Origin of the sequence: Salmonella sp. 32031103-2018-00083-FB-01-SM-01, assembly GCF_017571995.1 — a bacterium.
Classification (GTDB): domain Bacteria; phylum Pseudomonadota; class Gammaproteobacteria; order Enterobacterales; family Enterobacteriaceae; genus Salmonella; species Salmonella enterica.
Genome location: NZ_JAGEQL010000001.1, coordinates 804,812 through 826,680 on the forward strand (window position 1 = coordinate 804,812; position 21,869 = coordinate 826,680).

Annotated in this window: 18 protein-coding genes, 1 tRNA gene and 3 other RNA genes (1 of these 22 cut by a window edge); 9 read left to right on the forward strand and 13 right to left on the reverse strand. The window is 53.7% G+C overall.

Annotation, left to right across the window (positions count from 1 at the left end; genetic code table 11):
- The 5 genes from J4614_RS03965 to J4614_RS03985 all read left to right on the forward strand — a co-directional run.
- Positions 1-71, forward strand: a non-coding RNA gene (locus J4614_RS03965) — RtT sRNA (it extends 161 nt beyond the left edge of the window).
- Positions 72-105: 34 nt separating this feature from the next.
- Positions 106-190: transfer RNA gene (locus tag J4614_RS03970), tRNA-Tyr, on the forward strand.
- Between the two features lie 43 nt (positions 191-233).
- Positions 234-365, forward strand: a non-coding RNA gene (locus tag J4614_RS03975) — RtT sRNA.
- Between the two features lie 44 nt (positions 366-409).
- Positions 410-540: non-coding RNA, RtT sRNA (locus J4614_RS03980), on the forward strand.
- 116 nt (positions 541-656) lie between these two features.
- Positions 657-1,211 carry an AAA family ATPase gene (locus J4614_RS03985; protein WP_001088482.1) on the forward strand — a complete coding sequence of 185 codons (555 nt, stop codon included), beginning with the start codon at positions 657-659 and terminating at the stop codon, positions 1,209-1,211.
- A gap of 166 nt (positions 1,212-1,377) precedes the next feature.
- Here J4614_RS03985 and narI read toward each other — a convergent pair whose 3' ends face one another.
- The 5 genes from narI to narK all read right to left on the reverse strand — a co-directional run bounded on the left by narI (position 1,378) and on the right by narK (position 9,825).
- Positions 1,378-2,055: a respiratory nitrate reductase subunit gamma gene (narI, locus tag J4614_RS03990; RefSeq protein ID WP_000545592.1), complete on the reverse strand. Its 678-nt coding sequence runs from the start codon at positions 2,053-2,055 to the stop codon at positions 1,378-1,380.
- Entirely contained in the window at positions 2,055-2,765 is a 711-nt protein-coding gene (gene narJ / locus J4614_RS03995) for a nitrate reductase molybdenum cofactor assembly chaperone (protein WP_031568297.1), read from the reverse strand. The genes narI and narJ overlap by 1 nt, the downstream gene beginning before the upstream one ends.
- Positions 2,762-4,300: a nitrate reductase subunit beta gene (narH, locus tag J4614_RS04000; protein WP_000702614.1), complete on the reverse strand. Its 1,539-nt coding sequence runs from the start codon at positions 4,298-4,300 to the stop codon at positions 2,762-2,764. Before narH ends, narJ begins: the two co-directional genes overlap by 4 nt.
- A complete protein-coding gene (locus J4614_RS04005; protein WP_024155190.1) occupies positions 4,297-8,040 on the reverse strand; it encodes a nitrate reductase subunit alpha in 3,744 nt (1,247 codons plus the stop codon). Before J4614_RS04005 ends, narH begins: the two co-directional genes overlap by 4 nt.
- A gap of 387 nt (positions 8,041-8,427) precedes the next feature.
- Positions 8,428-9,825 carry a nitrate transporter NarK gene (narK, locus tag J4614_RS04010; protein WP_000019848.1) on the reverse strand — a complete coding sequence of 466 codons (1,398 nt, stop codon included), beginning with the start codon at positions 9,823-9,825 and terminating at the stop codon, positions 8,428-8,430.
- A 339-nt stretch (positions 9,826-10,164) separates the two neighbouring features.
- On the opposite strand from narK, the gene narX reads away from it, so the two are divergent.
- On the forward strand, positions 10,165-11,961 hold the full coding sequence (gene narX, locus J4614_RS04015; RefSeq protein ID WP_023212654.1) for a nitrate/nitrite two-component system sensor histidine kinase NarX: 1,797 nt from the start codon (positions 10,165-10,167) through the stop codon (positions 11,959-11,961).
- Positions 11,954-12,604: a two-component system response regulator NarL gene (gene narL, locus J4614_RS04020; protein ID WP_001064598.1), complete on the forward strand. Its 651-nt coding sequence runs from the start codon at positions 11,954-11,956 to the stop codon at positions 12,602-12,604. The genes narX and narL overlap by 8 nt, the downstream gene beginning before the upstream one ends.
- Here narL and J4614_RS04025 read toward each other — a convergent pair whose 3' ends face one another.
- Complete coding sequence (locus J4614_RS04025) at positions 12,605-14,029, reverse strand: YchO/YchP family invasin (protein WP_208293072.1); 1,425 nt, start codon at positions 14,027-14,029, stop codon at positions 12,605-12,607.
- 176 nt (positions 14,030-14,205) lie between these two features.
- Here J4614_RS04025 and J4614_RS04030 point away from each other — a divergent pair, with 176 nt between their 5' ends.
- The gene (locus J4614_RS04030) at positions 14,206-14,559 is read left to right on the forward strand and encodes a DsrE/DsrF/TusD sulfur relay family protein (protein ID WP_001179795.1); all 354 of its coding nucleotides are present in this window, start codon (positions 14,206-14,208) and stop codon (positions 14,557-14,559) included.
- Positions 14,560-14,638: 79 nt separating this feature from the next.
- On the opposite strand, the gene chaB is transcribed toward J4614_RS04030, so the two are convergent.
- Entirely contained in the window at positions 14,639-14,869 is a 231-nt protein-coding gene (gene chaB, locus J4614_RS04035; protein ID WP_001146392.1) for a putative cation transport regulator ChaB, read from the reverse strand.
- A gap of 266 nt (positions 14,870-15,135) precedes the next feature.
- Between chaB and chaA the strand changes: the two genes are divergently transcribed.
- Positions 15,136-16,236, forward strand: a complete 1,101-nt coding sequence (gene chaA, locus J4614_RS04040; protein ID WP_000148418.1) for a sodium-potassium/proton antiporter ChaA — start codon at positions 15,136-15,138, stop codon at positions 16,234-16,236.
- 53 nt (positions 16,237-16,289) lie between these two features.
- On the opposite strand, the gene kdsA is transcribed toward chaA, so the two are convergent.
- The 6 genes from kdsA to hemA are packed head-to-tail and all read right to left on the reverse strand — an operon-like array spanning position 16,290 to position 21,593.
- A complete protein-coding gene (gene kdsA, locus J4614_RS04045; RefSeq protein WP_000811046.1) occupies positions 16,290-17,144 on the reverse strand; it encodes a 3-deoxy-8-phosphooctulonate synthase in 855 nt (284 codons plus the stop codon).
- Positions 17,145-17,181: 37 nt separating this feature from the next.
- Positions 17,182-17,991 (reverse strand): invasion regulator SirB1, encoded by an 810-nt coding sequence (gene sirB1, locus J4614_RS04050; protein WP_001257065.1) that lies wholly within the window; start codon positions 17,989-17,991, stop codon positions 17,182-17,184.
- A gap of 3 nt (positions 17,992-17,994) precedes the next feature.
- Positions 17,995-18,384 (reverse strand): invasion regulator SirB2, encoded by a 390-nt coding sequence (sirB2, locus tag J4614_RS04055; protein ID WP_000158022.1) that lies wholly within the window; start codon positions 18,382-18,384, stop codon positions 17,995-17,997.
- On the reverse strand, positions 18,381-19,214 hold the full coding sequence (prmC, locus tag J4614_RS04060; RefSeq protein WP_000347310.1) for a peptide chain release factor N(5)-glutamine methyltransferase: 834 nt from the start codon (positions 19,212-19,214) through the stop codon (positions 18,381-18,383). Before prmC ends, sirB2 begins: the two co-directional genes overlap by 4 nt.
- Complete coding sequence (gene prfA / locus J4614_RS04065; protein ID WP_000804703.1) at positions 19,214-20,296, reverse strand: peptide chain release factor 1; 1,083 nt, start codon at positions 20,294-20,296, stop codon at positions 19,214-19,216. The genes prmC and prfA overlap by 1 nt, the downstream gene beginning before the upstream one ends.
- Positions 20,297-20,336: 40 nt before the next feature.
- A complete protein-coding gene (gene hemA, locus J4614_RS04070; protein WP_000173208.1) occupies positions 20,337-21,593 on the reverse strand; it encodes a glutamyl-tRNA reductase in 1,257 nt (418 codons plus the stop codon).
- Positions 21,594-21,869 lie beyond the last annotated feature (276 nt).

Here is a 21,869-nt window from a genome sequence, read left to right on the forward strand (position 1 = left end):
GAGAACGTTGCCAACGGCAACGGCCCGTAGGTTGAGGAGCGAAGCGACGAATAATCCTTCCCCCACCACCATCTTCAAGCTTTACCTACAATTTGAATTACCCCTGGTGGGGTTCCCGAGCGGCCAAAGGGAGCAGACTGTAAATCTGCCGTCATCGACTTCGAAGGTTCGAATCCTTCCCCCACCACCATCACTTCCGTCGCGTATCTTATCCCCGTTAAGCACAGTGCTCATATCTCTCCGTACGGGGAAGGATGAGAAGCTTCGACTAAGGTTCGATTCGAGCGAAAGCGAGAAAGCGTTGCCGCAGGCAACGACCCGAAGGGCGAAGCGCGCAGCGCTGAGTAATCCTTCCCCCACCACCATCACTCTCGTCGCGTATCTTATCCCCGTTAAGCACACTGTCTCATATCTCTCCGTACGGGGAAGGATGAGAAGCTTCGACTAAGGTTCGATTCGAGCGCAGCGAGAAAGCGTTGCCGTAGGCAACGACCCGAAGGGCGAAGCGCGCAGCGCTGAGTAATCCTTCCCCCGTCATCCGCTGCTGAACACATCTATTCCAAATCACGTCATTCACATCCGAAAACCGCTGCCTTCAGATCTTTTTCAACACCTACCCCCAATTTCCTCACTACAAATGCATAAAGGCTATTGCTATGAATTCACGCATTATCATTACTGGCGGGCCCAGCGCGGGTAAAACTACGCTGATTACGGCTCTGGAAAAAAGTGGTTTCCACTGTCAGCCCGAATCCGGGCGTGCTGTTATCAAACAACAAATGGACATAAACGGCGATGCGCTGCCGTGGCGTTCTCCGGCGCGATTTGCAGAAGCCATGCAGGCAATGGATATTAATGCCTGGTATCAGGCCGAACAGTCCGATCGTCCCCTCTTCTACGACCGTGCGCTGCCGGATATTGCAGGCTATCTCACGCTGGTGGGCGAACCAATACCCAACCGGTTACATCGTGCTATTAACCAATTTCGCTATGCCACTGACGTTATTATTCTCCCGCCATGGAAAGCGATATATAAGCAGGATAACGAACGAACACAATCGTGGGAGGAAGCGGTACGGACATATGAGGCAATGAGAGAAATATATCCACGTTATGGTTATCGGCTCCACTTGTTGATGCCTGCATCAATTCAGGAGCGCGTAAATCGGCTTCTGGGGCTTATTAATGTCATATTACCCAGCCGAAAATAAGGCACCGAGCGGTTCAACGTGTGCTTATCCCCGCTCACGCAGGGAAAAATGGGCAAGAAGTGCGAAAAAACGGGCAGGAAGTCAGCCTCCATGCCCGTGCTATTTTTTCTGCTATATTGCTGAATACATCTCAGTATTACAGTGACTTAAGCTTGTCAATGCACAATCAGTGACGCGCACGTACAATCTGATACTTGCGGGTCAGGTACTCGACCGGCACGCTCCAGATATGCACCAGGCGCGAGAATGGGAATAACAGGAACAGCGTCATCCCCAGTACCAGGTGCATACGGAAGATAAAGGCTACACCGTCCAGATGTGCGGATGCGCCACCGTGGAAGGTCACAACTGACTGCGCCCACCCGACCAGCTTCATCATTTCACTCCCGTCCATATGCTGGGCGGAGAACGGAATGGTCAGCAGACCCAGCGCGCACTGAATCACCAGCAATGAGAGAATCAAAATATCTGCGGCGGTAGTAGTGGCGCGGACACGTGGGCTAAACAGGCGACGCTTGAGCAGTAAAATACCGCCAACCAGCGTCAGCACGCCGCAGGCGCCGCCGGCAATCATCGCCATCTTCTGTTTCACGTCGACCGGCAGAAAAGCTTCATACATCCAGTGCGGCGTTAACATGCCCAGGAAGTGACCGGCGAAAATACCCAGAATCCCAATGTGGAACAGGTTTGACGCCAGGTTCATTCCTTTGCGATCCAGCATCTGACTGGAAGCCGCCCGCCAGGTGTACTGGCCGTAGTCGTAACGTAACCAGCTACCGATCAGAAATACCGATCCGGCAATGTACGGGTAGATATCAAAGAAGAACATATTCAGGAAGTGCATTAGTGCTGTCCTCCGGTGGTGATATTCAGATATTGCGGCGCCACGGCACCGGCAAAACGACGCTGGTGAGCGGAGATCTCCGACTCGCCACACCCCTGATCGGCGAAGAATTTCACCTGTTCTTCTTCCCAGACCGCATCCAGAGCCTGTGGGGTATCATCACGTGCTTCATTCGCAATTTTTTCAGCCACTTTATCGCTGTCGATAACGGTATTCGCCAGTTTTAACAGCAGATCGAACAGCACCGCATAACGGCTGTCACGCTGTTGCAAACGTGCGCTTAGCAGCGCCAGAATCGGCGCGATATCCTGTAATCCCCCTAACGCTTCGCTTTTCGGCAATTGCGCAAGGTATTCCAGATACAGCGGCAGATGATCGGGAAGTTCGCGGCTGTCGAGCTGCAAACCGTGCTGTTCATACTGTGCCATCAGGTCAACCATCGCCTGACCGCGATCGCGGGATTCCCCGTGTACATGTTCAAACAGCAGCAGCGATGTGGCGCGACCACGGTCAAACAGTTCACTGTAGGCGGCCTGTACATCCAGCATGTCCTGCGCGGTTAAATCGCGCAGGAAAACGCCCAGAGCCTGGGCATCCTCTTTATCCAGGTTCTCAGATGACGCGAGTGCATCGAAAAGTTCCTGCTGATGCTGCCACAGGGCTGCATCCGGGTACTCGAGCAGACGCGAAACAATGACGAGTTCAATCATGCGTGCGGCTCCGTTTTGCTGGTCACATCAACAGCGTCGATGCGGCGGCTGTTGAACAGATTGAATTTGGTATCAGACCCGTGGCAACCATCGCCGAAGGTAAAGCCACAACCGCTTTTCTCCGGGAATGCGTCACGCGCCAGTTCACGATGGCTGCTCGGCACCACGAAACGATCTTCATAGTTGGCAATCGCCAGATAACGATACATTTCCTGCGCCTGGGCTTCGCTTAAACCCACCTCTTCCAGCGCGCGGGTATCCACTTTACCGTCTACGGTTTCCGCACGTTTGTAGTGACGCATCGCCAGCATCCGTTTCAGTGCCAACAGTACCGGCTGGGTGTCGCCAGCGGTCAACAGATTCGCCAGGTACTGAACCGGGATACGCAGACTGTCTACATCCGGCAGAATACCGTTGCTGCCCAGTTCACCCGCGTCGGCGGCAGACTGAATCGGCGACAGCGGCGGCACGTACCAGACCATCGGCAGCGTGCGGTATTCCGGATGCAGCGGCAGCGCCAGCTTCCAGTCCATCGCCATTTTGTACACTGGCGATTGCTGCGCCGCATCGATCACGCTCTGCGGCACGCCGTCCTTCAGCGCCTGTTCAATGACAGCCGGATCGTTCGGATCGAGGAACACGTCCAGTTGACGCTGGTACAGATCTTTTTCGTTTTCCGTACTGGCGGCGCTTTCAATGGCATCTGCGTCATACAGCAGTACGCCAAGATAACGGATACGGCCCACGCAGGTTTCGGAGCAAACGGTCGGCTGACCAGCTTCGATACGCGGGTAGCAGAAGATGCACTTCTCGGACTTGCCGCTCTTCCAGTTGAAGTAAATTTTCTTGTACGGGCAACCGGTGATACACATCCGCCAGCCGCGGCACTTGTCCTGGTCGATCAGCACGATGCCATCTTCTTCACGCTTGTAGATAGCACCGCTCGGGCAGGTCGCCACGCACGCCGGGTTGAGACAGTGCTCGCACAAGCGCGGCAGGTACATCATGAAGGTGTTTTCGAACTGGCCGTACATCGCCTTCTGCATGTTTTCGAAGTTCTGGTCTTTGGCGCGTTTTTCGAACTCACCGCCCAGAATCTCTTCCCAGTTTGGCCCGCTGGTAATTTTGTCCATCCGCTGGCCGGTAATCAGCGAGCGCGGACGGGCAATCGGCTGCGCTTTGCTGCCTTCCGGCGCGGTGTGCAGATTCTGATAGTCGAAATCAAACGGCTCGTAGTAGTCGTCGATGCCTGGCAGATGCGGGTTAGCGAAGATTTTACCCAGCAGCAGCGCCCGGTTGCCCATGCGCGGCTGTAGTTTGCCGTTGATTTTGCGGATCCAGCCGCCTTTCCATTTTTCCTGATTTTCCCAGTCATTCGGAAAACCAACGCCAGGCTTACTTTCTACGTTGTTGAACCACGCGTATTCCATACCTTCGCGACTGGTCCAGACGTTTTTACAGGTGACTGAACAGGTATGACAGCCGATGCACTTATCGAGATTCAGCACCATGCCGACTTGTGAACGAATTTTCATTTTACGCTCTCCTGTACCTGGTCATTGCCTTCGCCATCCAACCAGTTAATGTTCTTCATCTTACGTACCACCACAAACTCATCGCGGTTGGAGCCGACGGTACCGTAGTAGTTAAAGCCGTAGGCTAACTGCGCATAGCCGCCGATCATATGGGTCGGTTTCGGCGTAATGCGCGTCACCGAGTTATGAATACCGCCGCGCTGCTGGGTAATTTCCGACCCCGGCAGGTTTACGATACGTTCCTGCGCGTGGTACATCATGGTCATGCCCGCCGGTACACGCTGGCTGACCACTGCGCGTGCGGTCAATGCGCCGTTGCTGTTGAAGACTTCGATCCAGTCGTTATCTTCAATGCCCAGATCTTTGGCGTCGGTTTCGCTCATCCATACAATCGGGCCGCCACGCGACAAGGTCAGCATCAACAGGTTATCGCTGTAGGTCGAGTGGATACCCCATTTCTGGTGCGGCGTCAGGAAGTTGAGCGCCTTCTCCGGATTACCGTTGGATTTACGCCCCATCACCTCTTTCACCGAGCGGGTGTCGATCGGTGGACGATACACCAGCAAACTTTCGCCGAAGTCGCGCATCCACTGGTGATCCTGATACAACTGTTGGCGGCCAGACAGCGTACGCCATGGAATCAACTCGTGAACGTTGGTATAACCGGCGTTATAAGAAACGTGCTCATCTTCCAGACCAGACCAGGTCGGGCTGGAGATAATTTTGCGCGGCTGGGCCTGAATATCGCGGAAGCGGATTTTCTCTTCTTCTTTATTGGTTGCCAGATGCGTATGGTCGCGACCGGTAAACTCGCTCAGCGCCGCCCAGGCTTTCACCGCCACCTGACCGTTGGTTTCCGGCGCTAACGTCAGGATCATCTCTGCCGCGTCAATCGCCGTGTTGAGCATCGGCTGGCCTTTCGCCGGACCGTCCGCTTTGGTGTAATTGAGCTTACGCAGCAAGTCCATTTCGCTCTGCGTGTTCCAGACAATCCCTTTCCCGCCGTTGCCGATTTTCTCCATCAGCGGGCCGATAGAGGTAAAGCGTTCGTAAGTCGCTGGGTAATCGCGCTCGACGGTCATGATGTGCGGCGCGGTTTTCCCTGGAATCAGGTCGCATTCACCTTTTTTCCAGTCTTTCACGTCCAGCGGCTGCGCCAGTTCAGCGGCAGAATCGTGCTGGATCGGCAGCGTCACGACGTCAGTCTCTTTACCCAGGTGACCTACACAGACTTCGGAGAATTTCTTCGCAATGCCTTTGTAGATTTCCCAGTCGCTTTTCGATTCCCAGGCCGGATCTACGGCGGCAGACAGCGGATGAATAAACGGATGCATATCCGAGGTATTCATATCGTCTTTTTCATACCAGGTGGCGGTCGGCAGTACGATATCGGAGTACAGGCAGGTGCTCGACAGGCGGAAGTCCAGCGTCACCACCAGATCCAGTTTGCCGTCCAGGCCATTGTCACGCCACTCCACTTCTTCCGGCTTCACACCGCCCTGTTTACCCAGATCCAGCCCCTGAATACCATGCTCAGTACCCAGCAGATATTTCAGCATGTACTCATGGCCCTTACCGGAAGACCCAAGCAGGTTAGAACGCCAGATGAACAGGTTACGCGGGTGGTTTTTACCGTTTTCCGGCTGCTCGGCGGCAAAGCGAATCGAACCCTCTTTCAGGGATTTGACGGTATAATCTACCGGTGTCATACCGGCTTTTTCCGCTTCACGCGCAATATACAGCGGGTTAGTGCCTAACTGCGGCGCCGACGGCAACCAGCCCATACGCTCGGCGCGCACATTGAAGTCAATCAGATGACCGCTATAGCGGGATTTGTCCGCCATCGGCGACAGTAACTCCTCGGCGGTCACCGTCTCGTAGCGCCACTGGCTGGAGTGGTTATAGAAGTAAGAGGTGCTATTCATGTGACGCGCCGGACGCTGCCAGTCAAGGGCAAACGCCAGCGGCTGCCAGCCGGTCTGCGGACGCAGTTTTTCCTGGCCGACGTAGTGCGCCCAACCGCCGCCGCTCTGACCAACGCAACCACAGAACACCAACATATTGATCAGCCCGCGATAGTTCATATCGAGGTGATACCAGTGGTTCAGACCGGCGCCAACGATAATCATTGAACGCCCGTGCGTTTTGTCCGCGTTATCGGCGAACTCCCGTGCGATACGGATGATCTGCGCCCGCGGCACGCCGGTGATCTGCTCGGCCCATGCTGGCGTATACGCTTTGGTATCATCATAACTGGCGGCACAATTTTCATCGTTGAGGCCGCGTTCCAGACCATAGTTCGCCATGGTCAGGTCATACACGGTAGTGACTAACGCTGAAGAACCATCGGCCAGTTGCAGACGTTTAACCGGCAATTTATGCAGCAGGACGTTATCCAGCGCCACATGATTAAAGTACTCTGAACCCTCGCCGCCGAAATACGGGAAGCCCACGTCAGCAATCTCATCCTGGCTGCCCAGCAAGCTGAGCTGCAATTCAGTTTCTGCACCGGTAGTCCCGTCGCGCTGTTCGAGGTTCCATTTGCCTTTTTCGCCCCAGCGGAAACCAATTGAACCGTTTGGCGCCACCATTTCACCGTTGCTGTTAATGGCGACGGTTTTCCATTCCGGGTTATTTTCCTGCCCCAGCGAATCAACGAGATCGGCAGCGCGCAGCATACGACCTGCGGCATAATAACCATCACGCTCTTCAAGCATCACCAGCATTGGCATGTCGGTATAGCGACGGACATAATCGGTGAAGTACTGGCGCGGGTTGTCGAGGTGGAATTCGCGCAGCATGACGTGGCCCATCGCCAGCGCCATCGCCGCATCGGTCCCCTGCTTCGGTGCCAGCCACAGATCGCACAGTTTGGCGATTTCGGCATAGTCCGGCGTCACCGCGACGGTTTTAGTGCCTTTGTAACGTACTTCGGTAAAGAAGTGGGCATCCGGCGTACGGGTTTGCGGCACGTTAGAGCCCCAGGCGATAATATAGCTGGAATTGTACCAGTCAGCGGATTCCGGCACGTCGGTCTGCTCGCCCCAGGTTTGCGGGGAGGCTGGCGGCAGGTCGCAGTACCAGTCGTAGAAGCTCAGGCAGGTACCGCCAATCAGCGAAAGATAACGTGCGCCGGAAGCGTAGGAGACCATCGACATCGCCGGGATGGGTGAGAAGCCCGCGACGCGGTCAGGGCCATAGGTTTTCACGGTGTACACGTTGGAAGCGGCGATCAGCTCGTTCACTTCCTGCCATGAGGAGCGAACAAAGCCGCCACGACCACGCGCCTGTTTGAAGCTTTTGGCTTTATCGGCATCTTCAATGATGGAGGCCCATGCCTCTACCGGATCGCGATGCAGTTTTTTCGCCTCGCGCCACATCTTCATCAGACGTTTGCGCATCAGCGGATATTTCAGTCGGTTAGCGCTGTAGAGATACCAGGAGTAACTTGCCCCGCGCGGGCAGCCGCGAGGTTCATGGTTTGGCATATCAGGACGGGTGCGCGGGTAATCGGTTTGCTGTGTTTCCCAGGTCACCAGACCATTTTTGACATAAATTTTCCAGCTACAAGAACCGGTGCAGTTCACCCCATGGGTTGAGCGCACAATTTTGTCATGCTGCCAACGTTGGCGGTATCCGTCCTCCCAGTCCCGGTTTGTTTCGAGAAGCTGGCCGTGCCCATCGGCAAAGGTTTCGCCCTTCTGCTTGAAGTAGCGAAACCGGTCCAGGAATTTACTCATCGGGTTTCTCCTGTGTGGAACCTTACGGCTCTCTGATAAATCGACATTGCTTAACTAAGGGCGAAGGTAACGCGCTGAATGGGCGTGAGAATTGATAACGATCAAGGCGGACAGGGATGCAAATGGCGCGCAAACCTCCTGCATACTCCTTTTGGAGGAGGAGTTTTATTTATATATATTACTGATTTAATTACATAAAATTAAATTTACGCACGACATGAATGTTAAATTTTCAACAAGTGGGTATTAAGGGGTATCCCCCTGGATGACCGATAAAAATGTGCGTGGTCAGCCCTGTCGCGCCTCTCTTCTTGACTATAAGTATGTTGTAACTAAATGCGGGTAAAAAAAAGCGCGGTCTAACGCCGCGCAAAGGATAATCAAAAGTTACTTTTTATTTTTAGAATGACGTCCATATACCGCCCAGGTAATAACGACGCAGGCGATATAGAAAATAAGAAAGACTTTCATCGCGCCGACTGGCGAACCGGTTAAGGCTAAAGATGAACCAAACGCTTTCGGAATAAAAAAGCCGCCAATCGCGCCAATCGCGGAAATAAAGCCCAGCGCCGCCGCCGTATCGGTCGCCGCTTCACGCATGGCTCTTTCGTCCGACCCGCCTTCCGCTTTTACCCGGTCCATCGTCAGTTTACGGAAGATAACGGAGATCATCTGGAAGGTAGAACCACTCCCCAACCCAGCCGTCAGGAACAGCGCCAGAAATACCCCGTAGAACGCGATAAAGCTACCGCCAACGCCGCCAGTAGGTAATGTCAGGAACAGCAGACCGCTGAAAATCGCCATCAGGACAAAGTTGATAAGCGTGACGCGAGTCCCCCCCAGACGGTCAGAAATTGCGCCGCCTGCCGAACGCGCCAGCGCGCCGATAAACGGACCGAAAAACGCATAATGCAGGATCTGCACATCCGGGAATTGCGTTTTAGACAGCATAGCGAACCCCGCGGAGAAACCGATAAACGATCCGAAGGTCGCCAGATACAGCAGACTCATGATCCACAGATGACCACGTTTGAGCACCGGCAGTTGCTCTTTTAGCGAGGCCTTAGACGTCGCCAGTTCGTTCATGCCGAACCACGCCGCCAGCGTAAAAATGGCCAGGAAAGGCACCCAAATCCAGGCTGCGTTCGCCAGATAGAGCTGAGAACCGTCCGGCTGCTCTACACCGTGGCTGCCAAAGGCGGCAAAGATAGAGAGCGAAACCACCAGCGGCGCAACCAGCTGCATCACGCTCACGCCCATATTGCCCAGACCGCCGTTCAGACCCAGCGCGCCGCCCTGCTTTTGTTTAGGAAAGAAAAAGCTGATGTTCGCCATACTGGAGGCAAAGTTCGCGCCGGCAAAACCACACAGCAAGGAAATAATAATGAAAGTGCTAAAGGGCGTACTGGTATCCTGAACGGCAAAGCCTAACCATACGCAAGGCACGATGAGGATACCGGTACTGAACGCTGTCCAGCGACGTCCGCCAAATAGCGGCACCATAAAGGAGTAAGGCACCCGTAGCAGCGCGCCGGAAACAGATGGCAGCGCAGTCAACATAAAGAGCTGATCGGTCGTAAAATTAAATCCCACTTTCGGCAGGTTCACCGCCACTGCGCTGAATAGCATCCAGACGCAAAACGCCAGCAGTAAACACGGGACAGAAATCCACAAATTACGGCTAGCGACACGATGGCCGCGCTGCTGCCAGAACGCCGGATCTTCCGGACGCCATTCCGTGATAACAGCGCCAGTTGCCCTTTCCGGGGCGGATGAGTGACTCATAGACACCTCTGATTCTTGATTTGATGTCTGCCACATTAGGGTTTACTGCCGAAGGTAAGTTGATATAAATCAAAGGAAAAGTCGTCATCACCGGCGACTAAAAAGCGTTATTACCCTTAATGAGTAGGCTATTTTGGTAAAAAGCTGTGGTTTTTCACCATGCTGTGTCTGTCTACTCCTTCCCGTCGCAGATACCTCTCTACGGCGGCAATTAAGGAGTAACTCGTTATAGGTATGGGTATACTCCGCTGTATCGTTGAGAATAGCGGCACAGCCGATTGACGCCCCTCTTTTTTGCTACGTTTTTTCGGCGACATTACCCCGAAGAAAGAAGGTAACATGTTTAAACGGTGTTTCTCTCCTCTTACGCTGGTTAACCAACTGGCGCTGATTGTCATGCTCTCTACCGCTATCGGCGTGGCGGGGATGGCGGTTTCCGGCTGGCTGGTTCAGGGCGTACAGGGTAGCGCTCATGCGATTAATAAAGCGGGCTCATTGCGTATGCAAAGCTATCGACTACTGGCCGCTGTCCCGCTGGATGCTAAAGATCAAAAGCTGCTGGATGAGATGGAGCAAACGGCATTCAGCCCTGAACTGACCCGCGCCGCTGAGCGAGACGGGCAGCAGAAGCAGCTTAAAGCGTTGCAGGATTACTGGCATAACGAACTCTCGCCAGGGCTACAGCACGCGCAAAACGCGCACGCGGTCGCAGAAGATGTCACGCGCTTTGTGGCGGGCCTGGATCGCCTGGTGACGTCGTTCGACCATACTACTGAATTGCGTATCGAACGCGTGGTATTAGTTCACCGGGTAATGGCGATCTTTATGGCGCTATTGCTGGTATTTACGATTATCTGGCTACGTGTTCGCCTTTTGCAGCCCTGGAAACAGTTATTATCAATGGCGCGCGCCGTCAGTCAGCGCGACTTTACCCAACGTGCCAATATCAGTGGACGCAATGAGATGGCCGCGTTGGGTTCTGCGCTCAATAATATGTCTGAAGAACTGGCCGAAAGTTATGCGGTACTGGAACAGCGCGTACAGGAAAAAACAGCCGGTCTGGAACATAAAAACCAGATTCTCTCGTTTTTGTGGCAAGCCAACCGCCGACTGCATTCACCGGCTCCGCTATGTGAACGTCTTTCACCGGTACTGAATGGCCTGCAAAATTTAACCCAGTTGCATGATATTGAGCTGCGAGTCTATGACCTGGAAGATGAAGATAATCACCAGGAATTTACCTGTCAGTCGGACATCAGTTGCGATGATAAAGGCTGCCACCTTTGCCCACGTAGCGCCCTGCCGATGATTAACGGCGGCACCACCTTAAAATGGCGGCTCACCGACTCTCACACCCAATACGGTATTTTGCTGGCGACGCTGCCCTATGGACGCCATCTCAGCCACGATCAGCAACAGTTGGTGGACACGCTGGTTGAACAGCTTACCGCGACTCTGGCGCTCGACAGGCATCAGGAGCGCCAGCAGCAGTTGATTGTCATGGAAGAGCGTGCCACCATTGCCCGCGAACTGCATGATTCTATTGCCCAGTCGCTCTCTTGTATGAAGATGCAGGTGAGCTGCCTGCAAATGCAGGGCGACGTGTTACCGGAAAGCAGCCGTGAGTTACTCAGCCAAATTCGCAATGAGCTAAACTGCTCATGGGCGCAACTGCGCGAACTGTTAACCACTTTCCGGTTACAGTTGACGGAACCCGGGCTACGTCCGGCGCTGGAGGCAAGCTGCCAGGAGTTCAGCGCCCGGTTTGGCTTTACGGTAAAACTGGATTATCAGCTTCCCCCCCGCCTGGTGCCTTCACACCAGGCGATACACCTGTTGCAAATTGCCAGGGAAGCCCTCAGCAACGCCCTTAAACACTCTCATGCCGACGATGTGGTGGTGACAGTGACGCAATGTGGCAAACAGGTCAAACTAAAAGTGCAGGATAATGGCTGCGGCGTCCCGGAAAACGCCGAACGCAGTAATCACTACGGCATGATCATCATGCGCGATCGGGCGCAAAGTTTGCGCGGCGATTGCCAGGTACGCCGACGCGAGACTGGCGGAACAGAGGTCACTGTTACTTTTATTCCAGAAACAAACTTCACAGAAACCCAGGGAGATACCCATGAATAATCAGGAACCGGCAACCATCCTGTTAATCGACGACCATCCGATGCTACGCACGGGTGTAAAGCAGCTTGTGAGTATGGCGCCCGATATCAGCGTGGTCGGAGAAGCCAGCAACGGTGAGCAGGGTATTGACCTGGCGGAATCGCTCGATCCCGATTTGATCCTCCTTGATTTGAATATGCCGGGAATGAATGGTCTCGAAACGCTGGATAAATTACGCGAAAAAGCGCTGTCAGGACGTATTGTCGTTTTCAGCGTATCCAACCATGAAGAAGATGTCGTCACGGCGCTAAAGCGCGGCGCGGACGGTTATCTGTTAAAAGACATGGAGCCGGAGGACTTGCTCAAAGCGTTACAACAGGCCGCCGCCGGCGAAATGGTATTAAGTGAAGCGTTAACGCCGGTACTGGCGGCCAGCCTGCGGGCCAACCGCGCCACCACCGATCGCGATGTAACGCAACTCACCCCGCGTGAGCGCGATATTCTGAAGCTCATCGCGCAGGGGTTACCGAATAAGATGATTGCCCGGCGTCTGGATATCACCGAAAGTACGGTCAAAGTGCACGTGAAACATATGCTCAAGAAAATGAAGCTGAAATCGCGCGTGGAGGCCGCCGTCTGGGTACATCAGGAACGCATCTTTTAATTATTGCTCCTGGAACGGTTGCCAATGCGGATTATCGTCCGGCATCGTGATAAACGGTTCAGTCAGCGCGAGCGTGATCTCATTGGAAGAGACACGCTGACCTTTTTCATCTTCAACCACCACCGATAAACGCCAGCGATTTGCCGCGCCTTCGCGGTGATCCCAGGCCGGCATAATGATTGTCCAGCCCTCGGTACTGCGGGTGTCCGTTCCTGCCGTCAAACTTAATGCCTGTGTATCGCCCTGCCAGCTCAAATGACGAATACCGTGCACGCTGCGCACCTGCAATTTTAACGCAACCGTCTCACCAGGCGTAAGATCCCAGGGCGGCGTCGCCAGAAAAACCGTTAGCGTTTTACGCCGCCGATACTCCATTGTCGGCAGCGAGTTACGTTGCGGCGTATCATAGCGGCTACCGCGTAATGACTGGCTTTGCGCCACTTCACTGGCGGCAAGCTGCTTTTTGAGCGACATGCCGAAGCGGTAGTTAAGCGTCAGTCCCAGGTTATTCTGACTGACCCCGCTCTCGCCCTGTTTGTGCTGGGCGGTCACGGTAAGCAAAGGTACTGGCGTATAGTTGAGACCCAGTTTTAACGCGACAGGATTGTGATACCCCGTTCCGGAGTCAAACAGATCCACGCTATCGCCAAAGTACTGCTCCAGACTAACGCTGGTATTGATATGCTGGTAAAACGGCAGCCGCATTTGCGCGTTGATATCATATCCGCGCGCCATTCGCTGTTCTAAGGTCGCCGTATGCGTCTGCCAGTCGGCAAAAGGCTGATAATAGTTGGCGGATAAACGCAAATATTCTCCCCACGCCTCCGCGCCAAAGCCGGCGCGCTGCAGATTTTCATCCAGCAGATTATCGTAAAAGGTATTATAGCCAAGAAGCCAGCCATCCTGCGCCCAGCGCTGTCCTACGCCAATGTTGCTTACCAGTCCGTCAGTCTGTTGCGTAAGACCAAGCTGGCTCCAGGTCAGATAGCGCTGTTTATCCTGTAAAGGGATAAACCAGCTTCCGCGACTGCCGTTAAAATGACCTTCGTTATCGACGTTAATATCCACGCTGGCGCTGCCCCAGGCTGATAGCCAGCTTTCAAGCTGCTGGTTAACCTGCTCGCTGACCACATCGCGTACCTGTCCGAAAGCGAATTGCCGCGCCTGTTCACCGGTATCCAGATCGTTATTTTTCATGCTGGCTTCGCCAAACGCTTTGGCCATCTCGGCAAAATGCTTTTCCCCTTCGTGGGATTCCGGCATCATGCCTAAATCCGGCAGACGGTTTTGCGTGAAAGGGTCTTGCGCCTGCGCACAGATCGTACCGCTGGCAGTCAGCAAGAGAAGCGAGAGTGAGAATGAACGAAAAACAATACGGCTCAACGTGTCGGCAACTTCTACAACAAAAGATAAGAGGAATGGCATCAGAGTAAACCATAACGTGTCCGGACAGGTTTTGCAGCCTTTTCTCGTGCTTCCAGGAATATCCTTATTTTTTCTGCAGAGCGTCCCGGGATTTTATCCACGCATTTGGCGGCACCCGGTTCCCGAGGTAACATAACGCCATTGCCGACAAAATTTCTCAAGGAGAAGGGTTATCCATGCAAAATATCGTCATTATCGCTAACGGCGCCGCCTACGGCAGCGAATCATTATTTAATAGCCTGCGTCTGGCCATTGCGCTGCGCGAGCAGGAAAGCCATCTCAATTTACGCCTGTTTTTGATGTCAGATGCCGTAACCGCAGGGTTACGCGGTCAAAAACCAGCCGAGGGCTACAATATTCAGCAAATGCTGGAAATTCTGACCGCGCAAAACGTACCGGTAAAATTATGCAAAACCTGTGCGGACGGACGTGGTATCACTCCCCTGCCGCTGATTGACGGTGTGGAAATCGGAACGCTGGTCGAGCTGGCGCAATGGACGCTGGCGGCGGACAAAGTGCTGACATTTTAAATCTGTACGCGGGAAAAGCTCCCGCGTCAGGATAGACTTCCGGCAAGAAAATCAGGCTAACACGCGAGTAATACCGCGTTCATTTTTTCTTATGCCATTTATCATCCTCGCCTTTTTCATAATCGTTTTTAACCGCCGCCCAGGCGACTTTGTGTGCGGTTTCCTCGCGACTGGCGTCATCACGACGATCGGCTTTATCTTTATATTGCTCCCAGGCGCTATTAAACGCTTCTTTGTAAATGTCCTGGGCATGGGCTGGAAGAACATTCCGCACATTATCGGGTAAATCACTTTTGGCTTTATACGGCATCCGCACCTCCGTCTTCAGGGAAAACATTAAGTGTGGTAAACAATGCGTTATTACGCCAGTCGAGGAGGATTTTTGCTTTTTACGGAAATTAACTTTTTGTTATTTAAACACTGTTAAAACAAGATGCTTGTTTTACTGACCTTGAAAGAAAAAAATCGTCTACGCCGTAAAACTACGTAAAAAACCACTAAAAAAATACAAATTTCTGCTATTTTTACCTTCTTTACTCTTTCCAAAATATTAACACCTGCACAAGGGAGACCCTCATGACACATGCCTGTGAGGCGGTGAAAACCCGCCATAAGGAGACTTCGCTTATTTTCCCGGTTCTTGCGCTGGTAGTGCTGTTCCTTTGGGGAAGCAGCCAGTCACTACCAGTGGTTATTGGCATCAATATCCTTGCACTTATTGGTATTTTAAGCAGCGCATTTAGCGTGGTCCGTCATGCCGATGTATTAGCGCACCGACTCGGCGAACCCTACGGATCGCTTATTTTAAGCCTGTCCGTCGTTATTCTTGAGGTGAGTTTAATTTCAGCGCTGATGGCCACCGGCGATGCTGCGCCAACGCTTATGCGTGATACGCTCTACTCTATTATTATGATTGTCACCGGGGGACTGGTCGGTTTCTCGTTGTTGTTGGGCGGGCGTAAATTCGCAACGCAATATATGAATTTATTCGGGATTAAGCAGTACCTTATCGCGCTGTTTCCGCTGGCGATTATTGTGCTGGTTTTTCCAATGGCATTGCCACAAGCCAATTTCTCTACCGGTCAGGCATTATTGGTCGCGTTAATTTCTGCCGCGATGTACGGCGTATTTTTGTTGATTCAAACCAAAACGCACCAGAGCTTATTTATCTATGAACATGAAGATGAAGGCGATGATGACAATCCACACCACGGTAAACCCTCCGCGCACAGTAGCGGCTGGCATACGGTCTGGTTACTCATTCATTTAATTGCGGTCATTGCCGTTACCAAAATGAATGCCAGCCCGCTGGAGGCGTTGCTGACCAGCATGAACGCCCCGGTCGCCTTTACCGGTTTCCTGGTCGCGCTGTTAATTCTCTCGCCGGAAGGACTGGGCGCGCTGAAGGCGGTACTGAATAATCAGGTTCAACGGGCAATGAATCTGTTCTTCGGATCGGTGTTGGCGACGATTTCATTAACCGTGCCGGTCGTCACGCTCATCGCCTGGGCGACAGGTAATGATCTGGTGTTTGGTTTAGGCGCGCCGGAAATGGTAGTGATGGTAGCCTCGTTAGTGCTGTGCCATATTTCGTTCTCTACCGGACGCACCAACGTGCTAAACGGCGCGGCGCATCTGGCTTTATTTGCCGCCTATCTGATGACGATTTTTGCCTGATATAAAAAAGCCGGATAGTATCTTATCCGGCCTACACAAGCTAAAAACCGCAATCAGTTCTCGGTATCCAGCTCGTCGAAGCTTTTCACCAAATCATCAATCGCTTTTATCTGGGTCAGGAACTGCTCCAGTTTCGCCAGCGGCAGCGCGGAAGGACCGTCGCACTTCGCGTTAGCCGGGTCCGGATGCGACTCCAGGAACAGGCCCGCCAGACCGACAGCCATACCGGCGCGCGCCAGCTCGGTCACCTGACCACGACGACCGCCCGAGGCGGCGCCAAATGGGTCGCGGCATTGCAGCGCATGGGTAACGTCGAAAATCACCGGCGAGTTGCCGGAGACCTTTTTCATCACGCTAAAGCCCAGCATATCCACCACCAGGTTGTCATAACCGAAGTTCGCGCCGCGGTCGCACAGAATCACCTTATCGTTACCGCCCTCATGGAACTTATCCACGATATTGCCCATCTGACCCGGGCTTACGAACTGCGGCTTTTTCACGTTAATCACAGCGCCGGTTTTCGCCATCGCTTCCACCAGGTCGGTCTGGCGCGCCAGAAACGCCGGGAGCTGAATCACGTCAACCACATCAGCCACAGGCTGCGCCTGGCTGGCTTCATGGACGTCAGTGATCACTTTTACGCCAAATGTCTGCTTGAGTTCCTGGAAGATTTTCATCCCTTCTTCCAGACCCGGCCCACGGTAAGAGTGAATAGAGGAACGGTTGGCTTTATCAAAAGAGGCCTTGAACACGTAAGGAATACCCAGCTTCTGGGTAACGGTTACGTAGTGCTCACAAATGCGCATTGCCAGATCGCGTGACTCCAACACGTTCATACCGCCAAACAGCACAAACGGCAGGTCATTTGCCACCTTAATGTCGCCAATGTTAACCACTTTTTGTTTCATAGGATCGCCTTACACTTATAGGTAAAATGTCGGTTAATTAATGTAGAACAATTTGCTTGTGCGCAATGGTGTTGATCTGCGCACGAATCATTTCGCTGATCGGGTCTTCCGGACACTGTTCAACGAAGTAGCTTAAATCAGTCAGCGCAACGTGTTCACACTCAAGCTGCGCGTAGATCAACCCGCGGTCACGGATTTCGTAAGGATCTTCCGGGTTAAATTGCAACAATGCTTCGCTAACGCGCAGCGCCAGCTCCATTTGCCGTTCCTCCATCAGCGAGGATTTCAGCGTATCCAGTAGCTTACGAATCACTTCGGCGTTATCCGCTTCGTCCAAATCTTCATTAAACAACTCGGCGACCGGACTAATATTGCCTTTTAACCAGACTTCCAGAGTATGTTCATCAAGCGTTTCACCGTTGAACGGGTTAATCAGCCACATTTCCCCTTCCAGCGATTCAATACGCAAAATCAACTGCGTTGGGAAGATAACGGGCACCAACGGCAAATCAAGACGGTTTGCTATCCATAATAAAATAGCGCCCAACGATACCGCGCTACCCTGGCGTTTTTTCAGGACTTTATCGAGCCATAAAGCATCAGAAAGACGGTAGACGCCACGGGAATCCGTGAACCCCCACTCGCCGTAAAAAAGTGCCAGCAATTTTTCCAGTTGCTCATCCTGAGACAGGAGCTGGCTAATTTCTTCCTGCGCCAGACTGACCAGACGTTCCAGTTCGTCGTAGACAAACTGCGTGGGAAAATCCAGGCGAATCATCTCTGATGCCAGGATCATGCCATCACACAGCGGCGCATTGTTAAATTCGAAATCAGCTAACGACCTCATGACTTACCCCAGTAACGGTATTTTTGTGGTGGCGAGTTTAATGATGATGTACAGCACCACCAGCGCCAGCGGAAAAGCGATAAAACGCGCCTGCTGGCTGCGCGCCTGACGATAATCAAGCGCAATAAAACCCAAAACGATGTAGATGATAACGCCAAACAGTTTTTCAGTCAGCCATGAGCCCGACTCCGTGAATGGCAGGATGTGCGTTTTAACGATTAACCCAATACCGCTAAGCAGTAACAGGGTATCTATGACGGGAGGCACGATTCGTGTCCAGCGCGCGGCGGCCAACGCATGGCCGCAATAGCGCCACCAGTAACGAGCGACAAACAAACTGACGGAAAGCGCAACACAGATAAGATGAAGCGTGAGCAACATTACAATTGTCATGGCGTAAAACGTCCGCAGGTCACGCGTTCATTACCACCATAATCACGACACGTTTCTACATCCGAGTAACCAGACCGCCTGAAAACCGCTCTTACCGCTTCGCCTTGCTGCCAACCGTGTTCCAGCAGCAGGAAGCCGCCGGGCGTTAACATCTGGCGAGCGTTATCGATAATATGCGTAAGATCCGCCATACCGTTTTCGTCCGCTACCAACGCCGAGCGCGGTTCAAAGCGTACATCGCCTTCGCTAAGGTGCGGGTCCTGCGCATCAATGTAGGGCGGATTGCTGACAATCATGTCGAACTGCTGCCCCGATAGCGCGCTGAACCAACAACTTTGCAGTATACGCACATTCCGGATAGCCAAATGTTCCGCGTTGCGTATCGCCAGCGCAACCGCATCAGGCATACGATCGACCGCAGTCACCTCGCAATCCGGTCGCTCGCAGGCCAGCGCCAGCGCAATCGCGCCGGTTCCGGTGCCTAAATCCAGAATACGACAGGTTTTGACCGGCAATCGCGCCAACGCCTGTTCCACCAGACATTCGGTATCCGGGCGCGGGATTAGCGTGGCGGGAGAAACGAAGAGCGGCAGCGACCAGAATTCGCGTAAGCCCGTCAGGTACGCAATGGGTTCGCCCTGTTTACGCCGCTGCAGCAGATCCGCGAGCTGTTGTTGCTGGACGTCGGTAAGCGGCGTTTCGCCAAAGGCCATGATATACGTCCGCCCCTTGCCCGTAACGTACTCAAGCAGGATCTCGGCGTCGCGCCGGGGGCTGTCGCTGTCCCGGAGCTGGTTTACCGCCTCATGCAGCCAGTGCTGAAAATCCATTATTCCTGCTCGGACAAGGCGGCTAACAGGTCAGCCTGATGTTCCTGAACAATCGGCTCAATCAGCATATCCAACTTACCTTCCATCGTTTCATCAAGGCGATATAACGTCAGATTAATACGATGATCGGTCACGCGCCCCTGCGGGAAATTATAGGTCCGGTTACGATCGCTGCGATCGCCGCTGCCAAGCAGGTTGCGGCGCGTTGACGCCTCGGCCTGCTGGCGTTTTGCCGTTTCGGCGGCGTGAATGCGCGCCCCAAGCACCGAGAGCGCTTTCGCTTTGTTTTTATGCTGCGAACGCTCGTCCTGGCATTCCACCACGATGCCGGTCGGCAAGTGGGTAATACGGATAGCGGAGTCGGTGGTGTTAACGTGCTGACCGCCCGCGCCGGAAGAACGAAACGTATCAATGCGCAGATCCGCTGGGTTAATATCCGGCAGCTCGGCTTCCGGCAGCTCCGGCATCACGGCGACGGTACAGGCGGAGGTATGGATACGCCCCTGCGACTCGGTCGCCGGAACACGCTGTACGCGGTGTCCGCCGGACTCAAATTTCAGTCGGCCATACACGCCGTCGCCGCTGATTTTGGCGATGATCTCTTTATAACCGCCATGCTCGCCTTCGCTCATGCTCATGATCTCCACGCGCCAGCGGCGCGCTTCGGCATAACGGCTGTACATGCGGAACAGATCGCCGGCAAACAGCGCGGCTTCGTCGCCGCCGGTGCCGGCACGAACCTCAAGGAACGCGTTTCGTTCATCGTCCGGATCTTTCGGCAGCAGCAGTACCTGTAACTGTTGCTCCAGTTGTTCGCTTTTTTCTTTCGCTTCGCGCAGTTCTTCCTGCGCCATTTCTCGCATTTCAGGATCGTCGAGCATCATCTGAGCCGTCTCGATATCGTCCTGAACCTGTTGCCAGTCCGTAAAACAGCGAGAAACGTCGCTTAATTGCGCATATTCGCGCGACAATGCGCGAAAGCGGTCCTGGTCGGCGATAATTCCCGCATCGCCCAGCAACGCCTGAACTTCCTCATGGCGTTCGTGCAGGGCTTCCAGTTTGGCAACGATAGAAGGCTTCATAGGCGTAAATTCACCCTGTAAAAAAGTGTGGTGTGTGCTGCTACTCCAGCCCGAGGCTGTCGCGCAGAATATTCAGGCGTTCGTCATCCCCGTCACGGGCAGCCTGTTGAAGTGATTTCGTTGGCGCATGAATCAGGCGGTTGGTCAGTTTCCATGCCAGATCCTGCAAGATGGCTTGCGCATCACCGCCCTGTTGAAGGGCCGACAGCGCTTTGGTAGTCAGTTCGTCACGAATCTGCTCCGACTGACTACGGTATTCCCGAATGGTCTCGCTGGCCCCCTGGGCGCGTAGCCAGGCCATAAACTCGCTGGCTTCCTGCTCAACAATCGTTTCCGCTTCCACCGCCGCAGCCTGACGCTGCGCCAGATTATGCGAAATGATGCTCTGTAAATCATCGACGCTATAAAGATAAGCGTTCGCCAGTTTGCCGACTTCCGGCTCAACGTCGCGCGGTACGGCGATATCCACCAGCAGCATCGGCTGGTTGCGACGGCTTTTTAATGCGCGCTCCACCATGCCTTTACCGATAATCGGCAGCGGGCTGGCGGTCGAACTGATGATAATATCGGCATCCTGCAAACGGGCGTCGATATCGCTGAGCGAGATAACCTCAGCGCCTACTTCATCCGCCAGGGCTTGCGCGCGCTCGCGGGTTCGGTTGGCGATAATCATCTTTTGTACTTTATGCTCGCGCAGGTGACGCGCCACCAGTTCAATGGTTTCGCCCGCGCCAACTAACAGTACAGTGACCGTCGAGAGCGATTCGAAGATTTGGCGGGCGAGCGTACAGGCGGCAAACGCGACGGAGACGGCGCTGGCGCCGATATCGGTTTCAGTCCGCACTCGCTTGGCGACGGAAAAAGACTTCTGAAACATTCGCTCCAGCGCGCTGGCGTTAAGGTGGCCTTTTTGCGAATCCGCAAACGCTTTTTTCACCTGACCGAGGATTTGCGGTTCGCCCAGCACCAGTGAATCCAGACCGCTGGCGACGCGCATCAGGTGGCTGACGGCGTCATTGTCCTGATGCCAGTACAGACTGTTGCGCAGATCGTCCTCGTTCAGGTTATGGTAATCGCATAACCAGCGGATCAGCGCTTCCTGCAGGTTATCCTGCTCTTCCACGCTCAAATACAGTTCTGTACGGTTACAGGTTGACAGCACGACCCCGCCCTGCACCATTGGCTGCGCAAGCAGGCTGTCCAGCGCCTGATCAAGCGTGTCCGGCGAAAACGTTACGCGTTCTCGCAGCGATACAGGTGCCGTTTTATGGTTAATACCGAGCGCTAAAAGGGTCATGTCTGCGGGAGTAGTACCAGCGTTGATATGGTTAGTCTGCTTGCATCATACAGGATGCGCGTGGTCAATAAAAGAGAGAGCCCCCTTTTGGAGTAATTGGCAGCGCTCGCTAATTTGATGATTTAAGACAACTTGAAAGTAGACGATGTCACCAGGCGGCGCTAGCATTAAAGGCTATAACTGTAACCGATAGCAAAAATTTGCCGAATCGCGGCGCGAACGTTTTTACAGCCTGCAGGTTCAGTTTTCAGGCCTGATAAGCGTAACGCCATCAGG